Annotated in this window: 13 protein-coding genes and 1 riboswitch; of the genes, 2 read left to right on the plus strand and 11 right to left on the minus strand. The window is 61.2% G+C overall.

Going from position 1 to position 15,732, the window contains the following annotated elements:
• Positions 1-12 precede the first annotated feature (12 nt).
• The 3 genes from ahcY to metK all read right to left on the minus strand — a co-directional run bounded on the left by ahcY (position 13) and on the right by metK (position 4,269).
• Positions 13-1,416 (minus strand): adenosylhomocysteinase, encoded by a 1,404-nt coding sequence (gene ahcY / locus BM079_RS14685; protein ID WP_090135577.1) that lies wholly within the window; start codon positions 1,414-1,416, stop codon positions 13-15.
• Between the two features lie 14 nt (positions 1,417-1,430).
• Positions 1,431-1,512, minus strand: a riboswitch (S-adenosyl-L-homocysteine riboswitch).
• Positions 1,513-1,652: 140 nt separating this feature from the next.
• Positions 1,653-2,918 (minus strand): cation:proton antiporter, encoded by a 1,266-nt coding sequence (locus BM079_RS14690; protein WP_090135581.1) that lies wholly within the window; start codon positions 2,916-2,918, stop codon positions 1,653-1,655.
• A gap of 130 nt (positions 2,919-3,048) precedes the next feature.
• Entirely contained in the window at positions 3,049-4,269 is a 1,221-nt protein-coding gene (gene metK, locus BM079_RS14695; RefSeq protein WP_090135584.1) for a methionine adenosyltransferase, read from the minus strand.
• A 339-nt stretch (positions 4,270-4,608) separates the two neighbouring features.
• Between metK and BM079_RS14700 the strand changes: the two genes are divergently transcribed.
• Positions 4,609-5,613, plus strand: a complete 1,005-nt coding sequence (locus BM079_RS14700) for a lactonase family protein (RefSeq protein WP_090135587.1) — start codon at positions 4,609-4,611, stop codon at positions 5,611-5,613.
• Between the two features lie 39 nt (positions 5,614-5,652).
• Here BM079_RS14700 and BM079_RS14705 read toward each other — a convergent pair whose 3' ends face one another.
• The 6 genes from BM079_RS14705 to BM079_RS14730 all read right to left on the minus strand — a co-directional run bounded on the left by BM079_RS14705 (position 5,653) and on the right by BM079_RS14730 (position 12,925).
• The gene (locus BM079_RS14705) at positions 5,653-6,972 is read right to left on the minus strand and encodes an MFS transporter (RefSeq protein WP_090135589.1); all 1,320 of its coding nucleotides are present in this window, start codon (positions 6,970-6,972) and stop codon (positions 5,653-5,655) included.
• A gap of 88 nt (positions 6,973-7,060) precedes the next feature.
• Positions 7,061-8,170 carry an MDR/zinc-dependent alcohol dehydrogenase-like family protein gene (locus BM079_RS14710; RefSeq protein WP_090135592.1) on the minus strand — a complete coding sequence of 370 codons (1,110 nt, stop codon included), beginning with the start codon at positions 8,168-8,170 and terminating at the stop codon, positions 7,061-7,063.
• Between the two features lie 329 nt (positions 8,171-8,499).
• Positions 8,500-9,462: a D-ribose ABC transporter substrate-binding protein gene (locus BM079_RS14715; protein WP_090135594.1), complete on the minus strand. Its 963-nt coding sequence runs from the start codon at positions 9,460-9,462 to the stop codon at positions 8,500-8,502.
• A 67-nt stretch (positions 9,463-9,529) separates the two neighbouring features.
• Positions 9,530-10,651: an ABC transporter permease gene (locus BM079_RS14720; protein WP_090135596.1), complete on the minus strand. Its 1,122-nt coding sequence runs from the start codon at positions 10,649-10,651 to the stop codon at positions 9,530-9,532.
• A gap of 42 nt (positions 10,652-10,693) precedes the next feature.
• On the minus strand, positions 10,694-12,244 hold the full coding sequence (locus tag BM079_RS14725; protein WP_245743103.1) for a sugar ABC transporter ATP-binding protein: 1,551 nt from the start codon (positions 12,242-12,244) through the stop codon (positions 10,694-10,696).
• Positions 12,245-12,268: 24 nt separating this feature from the next.
• Positions 12,269-12,925: a DUF2291 family protein gene (locus tag BM079_RS14730; protein WP_090135598.1), complete on the minus strand. Its 657-nt coding sequence runs from the start codon at positions 12,923-12,925 to the stop codon at positions 12,269-12,271.
• A gap of 376 nt (positions 12,926-13,301) precedes the next feature.
• Here BM079_RS14730 and BM079_RS14735 point away from each other — a divergent pair, with 376 nt between their 5' ends.
• The gene (locus BM079_RS14735) at positions 13,302-13,967 is read left to right on the plus strand and encodes a GntR family transcriptional regulator (RefSeq protein WP_090135600.1); all 666 of its coding nucleotides are present in this window, start codon (positions 13,302-13,304) and stop codon (positions 13,965-13,967) included.
• A 60-nt stretch (positions 13,968-14,027) separates the two neighbouring features.
• Here the strand turns inward: BM079_RS14735 and BM079_RS14740 are convergent, their stop codons facing one another.
• Together BM079_RS14740 and BM079_RS14745 are read right to left on the minus strand one after the other, a co-directional pair.
• Positions 14,028-14,786: an SDR family NAD(P)-dependent oxidoreductase gene (locus BM079_RS14740; RefSeq protein WP_090135602.1), complete on the minus strand. Its 759-nt coding sequence runs from the start codon at positions 14,784-14,786 to the stop codon at positions 14,028-14,030.
• A gap of 44 nt (positions 14,787-14,830) precedes the next feature.
• Positions 14,831-15,703, minus strand: coding sequence for a sugar phosphate isomerase/epimerase family protein (locus BM079_RS14745; protein WP_090135604.1), 873 nt, complete (start codon positions 15,701-15,703; stop codon positions 14,831-14,833).
• Positions 15,704-15,732: the final 29 nt, after the last annotated feature.

Consider the following 15,732-nt stretch of genomic DNA (forward strand, 5'->3'; position numbering starts at 1 on the left):
CACAAAAAAGAATCAGTAGCGATACTCGTGCGGCTTGTACGGGCCTTCCTGCGGCACGCCCAGGTATTCGGCCTGCTTCAGCGTCATTTTGGTGAGCATCCCCCCAAAACCTTCGACCATGTAGCGAGCGACTTCCTCATCGAGCTGCTTGGGCAGCACTTCCACAGTCACGGCCGGACGCTCGGCGACCGGGATATCGGCAAATCGGCGCTCGAACAGGTGAATCTGTGCCAGCACCTGGTCGGCGAAGGAGCCGTCCATGACGCGCGACGGATGGCCGGTCGCATTGCCCAGGTTGACCAGACGGCCTTCGGAGAGCAGCAGCAGATAGTCGTCGCTGCTGGCATCGAAGCTGCCCGGTGTACCATCGCGATAGATCTTGTGGACCTGCGGCTTGATCTCTTCCCAGGCCCAGTGCTTGCGCATCCAGGCTGTATCGATCTCGTTGTCGAAGTGACCGATGTTGCAGACCACCGCGCCCTTTTTGATCGCGCCCAGCATGCCGGCGTCGCAGACGTTGATGTTGCCGGTGGTGGTCACCAGCACGTCGATCCTGCCCAGCATGGCCGTGTTGAGGTTGCTGCCGGACTCGTCGTTGATGCCGTCGACGTAGGGCGAGACGACCTCATAGCCATCCATGCAGGCCTGCATGGCGCAGATAGGATCGACTTCGCTGACCTTGACGATCATGCCCTCATTACGCAGACCGGCCGCAGAGCCCTTGCCCACATCGCCGTAGCCGATCACCAGCGCCTGCTTGCCGGAGAGCAGGTGGTCAAGACCGCGTTTGATGGCGTCCGACAGCGAGTGGCGGCAGCCATACTTGTTGTCGTTTTTCGACTTGGTGACCGAGTCATTGACGTTGATGGCCGGGACGCGCAGCGTGCCCTTGCGCATCATTTCGACCAGACGATGCACGCCGGTCGTGGTCTCTTCGCTGATGCCGTGGATGGCATCCAGAAGCTCCGGGTGATCATCGTGGAGCATCAGGGTCAGATCGCCGCCATCGTCGAGCACCATGTTCGGGCGCCAGCCGTCCGGGCCTTCGATGGTCTGCTGGATGCACCACCAGAACTCCTCTTCGGTCTCGCCCTTCCAGGCAAAAACCGGCGTCCCGGCGGCGGCAATCGCCGCGGCGGCCTGATCCTGGGTCGAGAAGATGTTGCACGAGGACCAGCGGACGCTGGCCCCCAGCTCGATCAGCGTTTCGATCAGGACCGCCGTCTGAATCGTCATGTGGATGCAGCCAGCAATGCGGGCGCCCTTGAGCGGCTGCTGATCGCGATACTTGGCGCGAATCTTCATCAGCGCCGGCATTTCGGTCTCGGCGATGCGGATTTCGCGGCGGCCCCAGTCGGCCAGACCGATATCGGCAACCCTGTAGTCCTGTTGAACGGCGTTTTCGGCAGTAGCCATGAAATACTCCTGGCAGGTAGCGGGCGCCGTTGAATCCGGGGTATCCAGCTCGAGCCTCGCAGGGATCACTTCCCTGCTGCAGCGCCCCTCGAGTGGACATGACGCCTCACAAGGGCGTGAGGCAAAATGCTGAGACAAATTATAGCGGGCTGGCACCTTGAATGGTCAACACTGGACACCAGAGCCGCCAGCTTCGCTCATGTTATCGGCAGCTCAAGGCGAAACGCGAGACACCATCAGTGATGGGTCGATTCACTGGAAGACTTGTCGATCCCCGGCACCACATGCCCGACCAGCTTTCCGATGGTCAGTCCCTGCACCAGGATGGAAAACAGCACGATGATGTAGGTGATCATCACGATCGGCTCACGATACTCGCTTTCCGGCAGGCCCAGCGCCAGCGCCACCGAGATGCCGCCGCGCAGTCCGCCCCACGTCAGTACCCGGGTCGTGCCGCGGCGATAATCGACCCAGCGACGCATCGCCATCATGGGCAGGCCGATAGTGGTCAGACGCACTGCCAGAATGATCAGGATCAGGGGGCCTGCCACCAGCAGATAGCTGCTCTCGAAGGGGATCAGCAAAAGCTCCAGCCCGATCAGAACAAACAGTACGGCGTTGAGAATTTCATCGATCAGCTCCCAGAAGCCGTCCACATAGCGCCGGGTGTTTTCCGACATTGCATGTTCGCGGCCGCGATTGCCGATGAAAAGCCCCGCAATGACCATCGCGATCGGCCCCGAGACCTCAAGCCAGGTGGCCAGCGCATAGCCGCCCAGCACCAGCGCCAGACTGATCAACACCTCGACCTGATACTGATCGATGCTTTTCATCATCTGATAGGCGATGTACCCCACGATCAGTCCCAGCAGCAGACCACCGCCGGCCTCTTCACCAAAGAGCATCAGCGAGTGCGTCGCCGTGAGCTGCTCGCCGGCCGTGGCCGCGCCTGCCAGCAGGGTAAAGACCACCACCGCCACGCCGTCGTTGAACAGCGACTCGCCGACGATCTTGATCTCCATGTCCTCCGGCGCACCGGCACTTTGCATGATACCCAGCACCGCGATCGGGTCGGTCGGTGAGATCAGCGCACCAAACACCAGGCAGTAGAGATACGGCACCTCGATATTGAAGGTATTGAAAAGCCACCAGGCAGCGCTGCCGATGGCCAGTGTGGACACCACCACACCCACCGAGGCCAGAAAGCCGATCGAATAGCGATAGCGCCTGAGCTTGTCGATATCCACATGCAGGGCACCGGCAAACAGCAGAAACGACAGCATGCCGTCCATTAAAAGCGCATTGAAATTGATACTGCCGAGCCACTGCTCGGTGAGATCGGTGACATAGGTAAACCCCAGATGATCCAGCGCAATCAGCGCCAGCGACATCACCAGGGCAATCACCATCACGCCGATGGTGGCGGGCAGGCGAACAAAACGGTAGTTGAACCACGAAAACAACGCGGTAATCGTGATGAAAAGGGCAGCAATATTCAGCATAACAGCGTGCTCGGTCGAGAAATCGGCCTGTTCAGGGCAGAAAGGCTCATGAGGATAGCCAATCCTGGGCCATAAAAAAGCCCACGCAAGCGTGGGCCCTGATCCAATACCGCCATGTCAGCCGCGGAAATTACAGCCCGGCCGCGTCGCGAAGCGCCTCGGCACGGTCCGTTTTCTCCCAGGGGAAGGCAGTAAAGGTTTCGGTCTGCTCCTTACCGCTGACGTCACGCCAGGTGTAGGTGTGCTCGAACGGTTCACGGCCGAAATGGCCGTAGGAGGCAGTGAGCTGATACATCGGATGGAGCAGGTCCAGCATGCGGGTGATCGCATGGGGACGCAGGTCAAAGTGTTCGCGCACCAGCTCGATGATCTTGTCATCGCTGATTCTGCCGGTCCCGAAGGTGTTGATCGATACCGACGTCGGCTGGGCCACGCCGATGGCGTAGGAGATCTGGATCTCGCACTTGTCGGCGATGCCGGAGGCCACCACGTTCTTGGCCACATAGCGCCCGGCGTAGGCGGCGCTGCGATCCACCTTGGACGGGTCCTTGCCGGAGAAGGCGCCACCGCCGTGACGGGCCATGCCGCCGTAGGTATCGACAATGATCTTGCGCCCGGTCAGGCCGCAGTCGCCGACCGGACCGCCAATCACGAACTTGCCGGTCGGATTGATGTGAAAGCGGGTCGACTCGGTGATCCACTCGGCTGGCAGCACATCACGGATGATCAGCTCCTCGACGGCGTAGCGTAGCTCCTCCTGCGAGATGCTCTCATCATGCTGGGTCGACAGCACCACCGCGTCTACCGAGACCGGCTTGCCATCCTCGCCGTAGCGGAAGGTCACCTGGCTTTTGGCATCCGGACGCAGCCAGCCCAGCGTGCCGTTACGGCGCAGTTGAGACTGACGCTCGACCAGACGATGTGAGTAGTGGATCGGCGCCGGCATATAGGACGGCGTCTCGTTGGTGGCATAGCCAAACATCAGGCCCTGGTCACCCGCGCCCTGATCCTCGGGTTTGGAGCGGTCCACGCCTTGGGCAATATCGACGCTCTGCTTGCCGATCAGATTGAGCACGCCGCAGGTGGCGCCATCAAAGCCGACTTCGGAGGAGGTGTAGCCGATGTCCGAGATCACACGGCGCACCAGATCTTCCAGATCCACCCAGGCGCTGGTGGTAATTTCGCCGGCCACGATCGCCACTCCCGTCTTGACCAGCGTCTCACATGCCACGCGCGCCTGCTTGTCCCGGGCAATCAGGGCATCAAGCACGGCATCGGAAATCTGATCGGCGATCTTGTCGGGATGGCCTTCGGAGACGGATTCGGAGGTAAACAGGGAGTATTCGCTCATGAAGACTCTGGATCCTTTTGACGCTCATTGCTGAGCAGGAAATATAAGGGGTCAGGCCACACTGCACGCAGCAGTTGTCCTGTCATGGCTGTGGCTACCGATACTATCGGCACATGGCAAAAAGTTTACACCCGGTAAAAGCAAAGTGCCTAACCCGCTGCCCTGCAGTGTTTTCAAGACCGCCACGCAGAGCGCTCATGAAAAAGACACGTCCCTTTTTCCCGACCTGACCATCGTTGATGACGCCTTTTACGACAGCGCCCCTTACAATCACGAACTGGAATAAAGGGAACACGGCTGTCCCCCTTTTCCCTTACACGTTCAGAAAAAGGTGAAACCATGTCATCACCGCACGCCCTTTTTGCCTATATCGGCTGTGGCGGCGCCGGCCGGGTCTGTCTGGTGCACTACGCCGAGGAGCATCTTGAGCTGATCGAAAGCGTCATGCTGCCCGGCCTCGAAAAGGCCGGCGGCTCCATGCCGCTGTGCCTGAGCCCGGACCGACGCTATCTTTATGCGGCCGGTCGCGGCACCCCGATGGGCATCTTCACGTTTGCCATTGATGCCGACAGCCATCGTCTTTCTCCGGTATCGAGCTTTCCCATTGAAGAAAGCGTGGCCTATCTGGCCTGCACGACGCGGGAGGCCCGTCTCTACTCGGCGTCCTACCATCATCACCTGGTGGCCGCCTACGCAACGTCTCCAGAGGGCGGCGTAGCAAGCGAGCAGGCGCGCCAGGCCACCGAACCCAACGCGCACTGCATTCTGCCCGACCCGGACGAGCGCAACCTGCTGTTTACCAGCCTCGGCGGTGACCGGGTCTACTGCGCCAGTATCGAGGCGCAGCCGCCCTTTTCCGACACGAGTGACGTCACCCTGCCTGAGGGCACCGGCCCCAGGCATTTGATCTTCAACAAGAAAGGGACGCAGCTCTATCTGCTCGGCGAGCTGGATGGCTCCATCACGCTGTTTGATTACGACAGCAGCAGCCGGCGCCTGACCGAGCGACAGCGGGTCGTGATCGACAAGGGGGCGGCAGAGACCTTCTGGGCGGCGGACATCCATCTCGATGCCGAAGAACGCTATCTCTACGCCTCCGAGCGCAGCAGCTCGCTGGTCACCTCGTTTGAAGTCGATAGCGACAGCGGCCAGCTCGCGCGCGTTGATGCCTTCGAGGTCGAAACCCAGCCCAGAGGGTTCGCGCTGGATGCCACCGGGCAGATCATGCTGGTGGCCGGCCAGCAATCCCATCACGTGGCGGCCTATCACCTCAACGAAGGACGACTCGAGTTCAGGGATCGCGTCGAAGTCGCCGAATCCCCCGACTGGGTCGAGATGGCCTGAACACTGGCGACCGCAGGCCTCGCCTGCGGTCGCTGTTCGTCAGCGCCCTGTGCCGGTCTCGTGCTGCTCGGCGGCATCACTTTGATCCACCTTCAGCCAGTGCAGCATCACGAAGGCACAGGCGTAGAGGGCCACAAAGGTCCAGACCACCCCGGTATTGCCGACCAGCGGCTGCATGAGCGCCACCACACCGGTCCCCAGAAAAATGGCACCGCCGGCCGCCGTGGTGTACATCGCCATCGCCGCGCCCTTGTGGGCAGGCACCAGCGCCGGCATGATCGCCCCCATGGGCACGAAACCCGCCAGCATGATGCCGAACACGGTACCGGCGGCCAGCGTTGCCACATAGCCCCAGTCGGAACCTGCCGGCACCATGTGCGGCACGTACCACCACAGCAAGAGCCCCACGGCAGAGCCCACCACGCCGAACCAGCGCACCGTACGCGTCCAACCCCATCTGTCGCCCAGCGTGCCAAAGGCAGCGTTGAACAAAATGTTGCCGGCATAGATCACCGTGGTCATCAACAGCCAGCGTGACTGCCCCCAGCCCATCTCATCGGCAATGATGACCGGCAGGATCACGAACATGCCGAACTCCGGCGCGGTATTGATCAGCCGGACCAGAAAGCCCATCGCCACGCGCGGCTCGCGAAAGGTCAGGCGCAGACCGCTGGTCATGACGTCAGCTGCAGACTCGCCTTCAGGCGCCAGTCGCAGGCGCCCGGTGGGCTCACGCACACCGAACCAGGCCAGCACAAAGCCCAGCGTCACCAGCGCCATGGACGCCCACATGGTGGCCGTCTCGCCCAGATGGCCACCGCCGAAGGCAGGGATGGCGATCACCGCAAACAGCGAGCCCAGCGTCGGCAGCCCGCCGGTAAACATCACGTAGAACCAGCCCACCGCGGCGCCGTTGCGACTGCGCGGTGCCACTGCGTTGATCCAGACCAGAAAGGCAAAGGCAAACAGCGGAAAGCCGAAGCCGCGAAAGAAGTAACTCACAAAGACCAGCGTTACCGAGTCAATGCGCAGCGACAGCAAAAAGAGAATCTCGAACACCATCCAGACGCCAAAGCCCAGCAGCATGACGCGCCGCGGACCGAACAGGTCGGCCAGTGCGCCGGACAGATAGGAGGCGATCAGTACCGCCAAGCTGTACATGGCGATGATGGTCGGCACCAGAGGCGCTCCCGCCTCACCGAGCGCATGACTCATGTGCGGTGCAATGAAGTTGGACTCGACACCGTTGCCGGTCATGAAAATCAGAACGCCGAGAAATCCCCAGCGCAGGCTGTGGGGAATCCCCACGCGGTCAAGGCGGGTTTCCCCGGCCTCGCCCGCAACCGCTTTGGTCGTCATTACTATCCCGTCCGTGTCGATGGCTCATCCGAAACGCAGGCATAAAAAAACAGCGCGGCGTTATCGCCGCGCTGTTTGTGAGGTGTACTCAGGGGACCAGTACGATCTTGAGCGACTTCGCACCGCTGGTCATGAGCTCAAAGCCTTCCTCGAACTTCTCCAGCGGCATCTGATGGGTCACGACGCCCTCGGTGGGGAAGTCACCGTTTTTAATGCCCTCGATCACCAGCGGATAGCAGTACGGTCCGAGGTGCGAGCCCAGCACATCAAGCTCCTTGCGATCGGAGATGATGCTCCAGTCAACGCTGACCGGGTCCTTGAACACGCTGAACTCGACAAAGCGGCCGAGCTTTCGGATCATCGACAGCCCCTGTTCGACCGACTTCGGATGCCCGGTGGCCTCGATATAGACATCGCAGCCGTAGCCGCCGGTCATCTCCTTGATGATCGACACCACGTCGTCATTTTTGGGGTTGAGCACCATGTCGGCGCCAAACTTTTTGGCCAGCTCCAGACGATCATCAAAGAGATCAAGCACGATCAGCTTTTCGGCGCCGGCCTTCTTGGCCGCCCCGACCATGCCAAGCCCCAGCGTGCCGGCCCCGGAGAGCACCACCACATCACCCAGCTCGATTTTGGCGCGCTGAACGGCGTGCAGCGAGCAGGCATACGGCTCGATCAGAATCGCCTTCTCCAGCGGCAGCTCTTCGGGCACGTGGTAATTGATGGCCTCTTTCGTGAACTTCATGTACTCGGCCATGCCGCCATTGACGTTGTTCTGAAAGCCGTAGAGATCGTGCTTTTCGCACATCCAGTACTGGCCGCGTCCGCAGAAGCGGCACTCCCAGCAGGGCACGATCTGCTCGGAGATCACGCGATCGCCGGGCTTGTAGTCGGTGACCGCATCGCCAACCTTCACCACTCGACCGATAAACTCGTGGCCCGGGATCATTGGCGCCTTGATATAGGCCGGCTGATACTCATCGCCCCAGAAGCTCGGCGCCCCGTCAAAGGACTTGATATCACCGGCACAGATGCCACACCCCTCGACCTTGACCAGAATCTCGCGGTCATTGTCCAGCGTCGGCACCGGCACTTCTTCATAGCGGTAGTCGCCGGGGCCGTAAGCGACCACGGCATGCATGGTTTTGGGAATCTCGTGCTGGGTAACGTTATCCTGCGTCAGCGTGTCAGACATGTGATCACCTCGTAGCGGGCTGCAAACATCATTTGTTCCTGCCATGGACAAATGAAATAACGCCACAGGCCGCACCCGGTCAATCAAACGCCGCGCCTCCAGACCTTATACTTTAGCGCAAGGCGCTATATCCCCTTGAACATGGAGTCCTTTTTCAAACCCTATTAGACGAATGTCTGGGCCGGTCATGATGGCCTGACATTATCTTTTAATGATCGATCATTGATCATTTGAACAGTGCGAACAAGCCGCTATCTGCACTCACGCTCCAACGAAAGAAGCCGCCCTGGCGGGCGGCTTCGATGCTTTCAGAGAGACGCTCCGAGCGCTTATTGTTCCAGCACGAAGGGCGACGTTACCTGATCAACGTTGTCCGGTGTGATCAGCAGGCAGTCGAAAAGCTGCTTTTCACCATCCAGACCGGTCTCACCGGTACGGATGAACTGATCGGCCAGCTCCACAGCGCGCTTTGAAAACACCGCCACCGGCTGCAGAACGGTGTAGGCCATGTCACCGGCCTTGACCGCCTTGACCGCATCCGGCGAGCCATCGAAACCGCCGACCACGACATCCTTGAGCTTGCCCGACTCACGCAGGGCTGCGATGGCGCCCAGCGCCATCTCGTCGTTACCGCTGATCACGCCCTGAATGTCCGGATTGGCCTGCAGCATGCTCTGGGTCTTGTTGTAGCCCTGAGTGCGGTCCCAGTTGGCCACGTCAGAAGCGACCAGTTCGAGATCCGGATACTGGCTCAATACCGTCTGGTAGCCATTGGAGCGGGTCGCGGCGTTGTTGTCCGAAGGTGCGCCCTTGAGCTCGACGTAACGCGCGCTGTCACCCACGGCCTCGATCCACTGCTGGGCACCCAGCGCTGCCCCCTGCGCGTTGTTGGAAACCAGCTGTGCCTTGGCCAGCCCCTGCTGGTTGATCTCGGCATTGACGATAAAGACCGGAATGCCGGCATTGACGGCCTTTTTGACCGCGCCGACCGAGCCATCAGCGTTGGCCGGGTCCAGGATGATGGCCTTCGCCTGGTTGGTAATCGCGGTATCGACCTGGCGGCTTTCAGCGTTGGTATCGCCCTTGTGGGCGCTGACGTTGGCGCTGTAGCCCATCTCCTCGGCGGTCTCCCGGGCAATCTGACCCTCCGTCAGCCAGTATGGATTGGAGGTGTCATTGACGATGATCGAGATCAGTCCCTTCTGCTGATCCTGAGCCAGCGCGCTGCCACCGAACACCATGGCACCGATGGCCAGCCCCGCCACCAAAAGACGCTTCCCTTTTCTCAACATGATGCTTCTCCTTGCCTTGACGGTTGATGTGCCGGCGAACCGGCGTTTCGATGCCATCCGGACCGGCCTACGCCGCTCCGGAGGATGCCGGCGCCTTCTTCTCCCCGGCATCTGGAGCACGCTTTTTGCGAGGCTTGTACTGAATGCTGTTCAACAGCACTGCCAGCACGATGACCGCGCCCATGAAAACGGTCTGCCAGTAGGAAGAGACCCCGATAATGACCAGACCATCGGACAGAAAGCCGATAACAAAGGCGCCCAGCAGCGTGCCGCGCACGTTGCCGCGCCCGCCGGTCAGCGCCGCGCCGCCGATGACGACCCCGGCAATCGCGGTCAGCTCATAGGTGGTGCCGGCCGTAGGCCCGGCCGAGGTCAACTGCGAGGAGAGCACCAGTCCTGCAATGGCGGCGCAGACACCGGAAAGCACATAGACCCACACCTGCACCCGCTTGACCGGAACGCCGGAGAGCTCAGCGGCGCGCGCGTTGCCGCCGGTGGCATAGACCCAGCGCCCGAAGGGCGTCCGGTTGAGCGCAAACATGCAGGCAATCGCCACCGCCGCAAAGATCAGCACGCCTACCGGCACGCCGAACAGGCGATTGAAGCCCAGCCAGTCAAAACCGGTATTGCCGAACTCGGGATTGCCGCCCAGATTGTTGTAGGTCAGGCCGTCGGTCATCAAAAGCGCCACGCCGCGCGCGACGTAGAGCGTGCCCAGGGTCGCCACGAATGCCGGCACTCGAAAGATCGAGACCAGCACGCCGTTGATCATGCCCACAAACGCTCCGGCCACGCAGGTCAGTATCACCACGGCCCAGACCGGCGGATAGAGCGTCACGCCGAACATATCCAGCGACACGCCCTGCATCAGAAAACCTGCAATGACGCCCGCAAGCCCCATGGTCGAACCTACAGACAGGTCGATACCGCCGGTCAGGATGACCAGCAGCATGCCGATCGAAAGCAGCCCGAAGATGGCCACGTGAGACGACATGGTCAGAAAGTTATTGGTCGAGAAATAGACCGGCGAGAGGATCGAAAAGATGATGATGATGGCAATCAGGGCAAAAAAGGCACGCCCTTCCAGAAGCATGCGCCCCAGATCAAACCCGCCGGCGCGACGTGGCGCCGAGCGTGAAGATGACCGGGCGGCGGTGTCGGATGAAGCATTTCCTTGAACATCGGACATGTTGATGATCCCTGCTGTACACGTGTTTCAGCCTTCAGCGGATTATTCTCCGGAGGCTGCCATGATCTCTTCCCGGGTCACATCGGCCCCGAATTCCGCGCTGATGCGCCCGCGGCTCATGACCACGATGCGATGCGCCACGCTCAGGCACTCCCCTACTTCCGAGGTCGAATAGATCACCGCCAGCCCTTTCGAGGCGCCCTCGGCCAGCAGCCGGAACACCTCGGCCTTGGCGCCGATATCGATGCCGCGACTGGGTTCATCGAGCAGCACCACTCGCGGGTGCGTGGCCAGCATCTTGCCGATGACCACTTTCTGCTGGTTGCCGCCGGACAGGGAGCCGATCCCGGCGCCGCCACCGTCGGTCTTGATGTGCACGTTGCGAATCGAGTCATCGACGACGCCCTGCTCGCGTCGACCTGACGTCAACAGCCCGCGGGTAAAGGCCTTGATGCTGGCCAGCGACAGGTTTTCCCCTACCGTCATGGTCTGCACCAGGCCATCGCGCTGACGGTCTTCCGGCACCAGCACCAGCCCGCGCTCGATACGCTCGGCGATGCTCAGCCGGGAAATGTCCTCGCCCTCCAGCATGACGTGCCCGTCACTGGCCGTGACGCGCCCCGCCGCACACTCCAGAAGCTCCGTGCGTCCAGCGCCCATCAGCCCATAGATACACACGATCTCTCCGGCACGGACCGACAGCGACAGCCGATCCACCACCGAGCGCTCCGGTACGGCAACATCGGCCACGCTGATATTGTCGAGCGACAGTGCCACCTCTCCCATGGTATGGCCGGTCGGCGGCGAGCCCAGATCAAAGTTGTCGCCCACCATATGGCGCACGATCCACTCCAGATCGATCTCGCTCCGCTCGGCCCGAGCGGTCATGGCACCATCACGCAGCACCACGGCGTGGTCGGTAATGGTCAGCGCCTCCTCCAGATGGTGCGAGATATAGACGATCGACACGCCACGGCCTTTCAGATCGGCGATCACCCGGAACAGCACCTCGACCTCAGAGGCCGACAGCGCCGAGGTCGGCTCATCCATGATCAGAATGCGCGAGTCGACCGACAGGGCGCGGGCGATCTCGACGATCTGCTGCTGTCCCAGACGCAGGTCCTCCACCAGCGTCAGCGGATCGATAGGCTCGTCGAGTTCGGCCATCAGCCGCTCGGTCTCGCGCGCCTCTTCGGCGTAATTCACGCCCCCCGGTCCGCCCAGCTCGCGCCCCATGAAGATGTTGTCGCGCACGGTCATGTTGGGCGCGAGGCTCAGCTCCTGGTGAATGATCGAGATGCCGTGGCGCTGGGCATCCACGGTGGAATCGAAGCTGACCGGACGACCATCGAGCACGATCTCGCCGGCACTGGGCTGTATCACGCCGGAGAGAATCTTCATCAGCGTTGACTTGCCCGCGCCGTTTTCGCCGAAAAGGGTGGTGACCTGCCCACGGCGGATATCGAAATTGACGCTTTTGAGCGCGTGCACGCTGCCAAAGGACTTGGCCACGTTGCGCGCCGACAGCACGACCTCGCCTGTCTCGCGTGATGGCGATGCCGGCCTGTCCATGACGCTCTCTTCACTGTTCATGAAACGCTCCCGTAATCGCCCGGCTTACTGCACATCCAGCGCTACCGGTGTGATCAGCCAGTTTTTGGGATTGATCATCTGAAAGACGCCGGTGACCTCCACCGTTTTACCGCTCAGATTCGCCGTATCCACGCCCTCGAGCACCTCAGCCTTCATGGCGTTGTTGATCGACGCCCCGGCATTCTGGTATTCGATCTGGTTGGTGAACTGACCGAAACTGATCTCGCCGGTCGCATCGCGCAGGGTGGTGCCGTTGATGGCCGGCCCGGTCTGAACGCGCACCGTGGTGCCTTCCGGCATGTCGGGAACGCTGATGGTATAGATACCGGATTTGCCCTCCCCGACCGTGCCGGTGACATGCACCGGAAAGATCGGACCGATGCTGCTGGCCACGCCGTAGCGCTGTCCGGCGGCGCTGGCATCATCATTCAGCGCCTGCGCCAGCGCCGGTGCCTCGACGGCGCGCGATTCAACGCTTTCACGAATGTTCGGGAACTGCTCCTGGCCATAGCGCTCGGCCGAGAACTGACCGCTTTGCGCATCCGACTGGGCGCCCTGCTCGACCACATGTGTATCCCAGACCATCGTGGCGGCCACGATGATCACCACAACGGCCGTGATGGCGCGCCCCTTTTTCCTGCGGGGACGAGGGCGGGCATGGGTGCTGGTATTTGTTGTCATATCAAACCGGTCTCCGCTGCAGGGGCAGGTGCCGATCAGGGTCGGCGCATGGCGCCATGGATGCCTGACCGCATCATTTGACCTGCCTTCGTTCAAATGTATTAACGCTGCGGCGCGTTCTACCTGCAATCCCCGGACCGGCTTCAGACGCTAAGACTTTGTGCTTAACGTTTTTAACACACTGAAATCAAAAGCAATAAATAGCGCACTCTGAAGCGCATGCGACTAAAGTTCTCCGCTATAAAAACTGCTGATAATGCGAACATTTCTACAGATCAGGAACATCGGTGCAGCATCAAAAGCCATTTGTTGACAGTCTACAATGGTCAAAAAAGGTATCCTGATCGCTGCATTGCCGTCTCTACAGGAACCGTTCATGAGCATCAAAAGCCTTCAGCGCACCACCCTTCGCGATCAGTGTCTGGATGGTCTGCGCTCTGCCATTACCTCCGGGCAGCTGCCGGCCGGCCATCACCTGGTGGAAACCGATCTCTCGGCGGCCTTTGGCGTCAGCCGTGGCACGCTGCGCGAAGCGATGCGACGGCTGGAACAGGAAGGGCTGCTGGTCGCCGGACCACGCGGCCAGCTGCGGGTCAGAGAGATCAATGAAGGGGAAATCGGTCATCTCTATCAGGTCCGCGCGGCCCTTGAAGTACTGGCGGCACGCAGCCTCTGTCTTCATGACGACTTTACAGCGCGCATGGAGACTCTGCGCGAATGTCTGCAAAGGCTGCATGAGGTACAGGGTGATCTTGGCGAGCAGATCGAGGCCGACCTGACCTTTCACCGCACGCTTTGCGAGCTCAGTGGCAATCCGGTGTTGCTGTCGAGCTGGCTGGCCTTGGAAGGACCGATTCGAATCACGATCATGCATGCCGGTCTCGAGCGCGCCCTGCACAACATGTCGGCGGATCGTCACGATAATCTGCTGGATGTGATTGCCCAACGCGACCCGGCGCATATTGAACGGGTGCTCGTTGAACACATGGATGAGGCGGCTCAGCGCCTGATGCGCGCCATGGAAGCACAGTGCGCCGGTTGATCAACCGGCGCACTGCGCCTCATCGCAGGGCACCCTGTCATCGACAGGGCCCCGGACGTGTCAGTACATGTGCATGCCGCCGTTGATGTCCAGCGCCGCCCCGGTGGTGTAGGAGGAGAGCTCGGAGGCCAGAAACACAAAGCCCCGTGCCACATCATCGGCATCGCCCAGGCGATTGAGCGGAATCCCGGTCAGGATCTGCGTTTTCATCTCATCGGTCAGCTTGCCACCGGTGATATCGGTCTGGATCAACCCCGGCGTGACCGAGTTGACGCGAATATTGTGCACGCCGAATTCACGCGCCATCGCCTTGGAAAGGCCCAGCATTCCCGCCTTGGCGGCACTGTAGTGCGGTCCGCCAAAGATACCCCCGCCACGCTGCGCCGATACCGACGAGGTATTCACGATCGCACCGCCCTTCTGCTCGACCATGTACGGCAGCACCGCCTGAGACATGTAGAGCATGCCGCGCAGGCTGACATCAGTGACCTGCTCGTAATTCTCCGGCGTAATCTCCATGGTTTTCAGCGGCTGGGTAATCCCGGCATTGTTGATCAGCACATCGATACGCCCGTACTGATCGGCAACGGCCTTTGCGGCCGCCTCGCAGGAGGCCTTGTCGGTGACGTCACAGGCCACGCCCAGAGTGCGCTCACCGCTGACATCCGCTGCCGCCTCGCGGCTCTTGTCCAGATCAAGATCAGCGATCACCACGATGGCACCGTGCTCATGAAAAAGCCGTGCTGCCGCCTTGCCGATACCGCGAGGACCGGCGCCGCCGGTGATGATGCATACCTTGTCTTCCAACAGTCCTTTCATGATGTGCTCCAGAAGTGGGTGAAACAGTCGATTACCGCTGTGAATTACAGGCCCGGATGGTGCTGCACCATCCAGCGCAGGGACGCCGCCACGCCCTGCTCGATCTCCTCGAGCGGCAGCGGTTCAGGGCGTTTGTCGGGCTGGGCATGGGCATCACGCCGCAGCCGGAAGGGCAGCTCGAGACTGAAGGGCAGCTCACGCATCGCCAGCGCCTCGACAATGGGCGCGTAGTCGATATCGCCGGTGCCCAGCGCACCGAAGCGATACCCCTCGGCGTCACGATGCACTGCCTTGAGGTGCAGGTGAGCGCTCAGCGGGATCGCTTCGAGCGCATCATCGACCGGCGACAGCGCCGGGCGATGGGAGATCAGGTTGCCGGGGTCATAATTGATACCGGTGGCAGAGGCATCCAGACGTGCCAGCAGCGTCGGCAGCTCGCTGGCCTGATTGATCAGGTTGTCACTGCCATCGCCCGGATTTTCAAACAGCAGCCTGACGCCGGCCTCGCGCGCCGCTGCCATCATGTGATCAAGCCCCTGCTCGAAATACTCGCGCCCGGCAAGGCTTGCCGCGTTGGAGATCAGGTAGCGCGCCCCCAGCGCGGCGGCAAAACGGATGCGCACCGCCATGCTCTCTGCAGCGCCCGGCTCGCCGAGATCGATATGGGCCGACAGCACCGCGCAGCGCTGCCCGTGTTGGGCCATCAGCGCGCGCAGCGTCTGCGCCAGTTCGGCGTTGAGATCGGCATCGGTAAACTCATTGACGTAGCCCTTGATAAAGGCCAGCTCGACATCGGCAATATTGAGCCGCGCCATCGAGGCAAAGACTTCGGGCCAGTCGTAGCCGTCCCACGCCGCAGTACTGACCGACATGCCCACAGCACGCATCCGATCGGCATCAGGCAGTCCAACGCTCATCGAAACCTCCTTGTTGACTGTTAACAATA

This window comes from Kushneria avicenniae (assembly GCF_900112585.1).
GTDB lineage: Bacteria > Pseudomonadota > Gammaproteobacteria > Pseudomonadales > Halomonadaceae > Kushneria > Kushneria avicenniae.

Bases quoted from the DNA above. Each gene is read 5' to 3' on its own strand.
- ahcY (WP_090135577.1), bottom strand. From the start codon at position 1,416: ATGGCTACTGCCGAAAACGCCGTTCAACAGGACTACAGGGTTGCCGAT.
- BM079_RS14690 (WP_090135581.1), bottom strand. From the start codon at position 2,918: ATGCTGAATATTGCTGCCCTTTTCATCACGATTACCGCGTTGTTTTCG.
- metK (WP_090135584.1), bottom strand. From the start codon at position 4,269: ATGAGCGAATACTCCCTGTTTACCTCCGAATCCGTCTCCGAAGGCCAT.
- BM079_RS14700 (WP_090135587.1), top strand. From the start codon at position 4,609: ATGTCATCACCGCACGCCCTTTTTGCCTATATCGGCTGTGGCGGCGCC.
- BM079_RS14705 (WP_090135589.1), bottom strand. From the start codon at position 6,972: ATGACGACCAAAGCGGTTGCGGGCGAGGCCGGGGAAACCCGCCTTGAC.
- BM079_RS14710 (WP_090135592.1), bottom strand. From the start codon at position 8,170: ATGTCTGACACGCTGACGCAGGATAACGTTACCCAGCACGAGATTCCC.
- BM079_RS14715 (WP_090135594.1), bottom strand. From the start codon at position 9,462: ATGTTGAGAAAAGGGAAGCGTCTTTTGGTGGCGGGGCTGGCCATCGGT.
- BM079_RS14720 (WP_090135596.1), bottom strand. From the start codon at position 10,651: ATGTCCGATGTTCAAGGAAATGCTTCATCCGACACCGCCGCCCGGTCA.
- BM079_RS14725 (WP_245743103.1), bottom strand. From the start codon at position 12,244: ATGAACAGTGAAGAGAGCGTCATGGACAGGCCGGCATCGCCATCACGC.
- BM079_RS14730 (WP_090135598.1), bottom strand. From the start codon at position 12,925: ATGACAACAAATACCAGCACCCATGCCCGCCCTCGTCCCCGCAGGAAA.
- BM079_RS14735 (WP_090135600.1), top strand. From the start codon at position 13,302: ATGAGCATCAAAAGCCTTCAGCGCACCACCCTTCGCGATCAGTGTCTG.
- BM079_RS14740 (WP_090135602.1), bottom strand. From the start codon at position 14,786: ATGAAAGGACTGTTGGAAGACAAGGTATGCATCATCACCGGCGGCGCC.
- BM079_RS14745 (WP_090135604.1), bottom strand. From the start codon at position 15,703: ATGAGCGTTGGACTGCCTGATGCCGATCGGATGCGTGCTGTGGGCATG.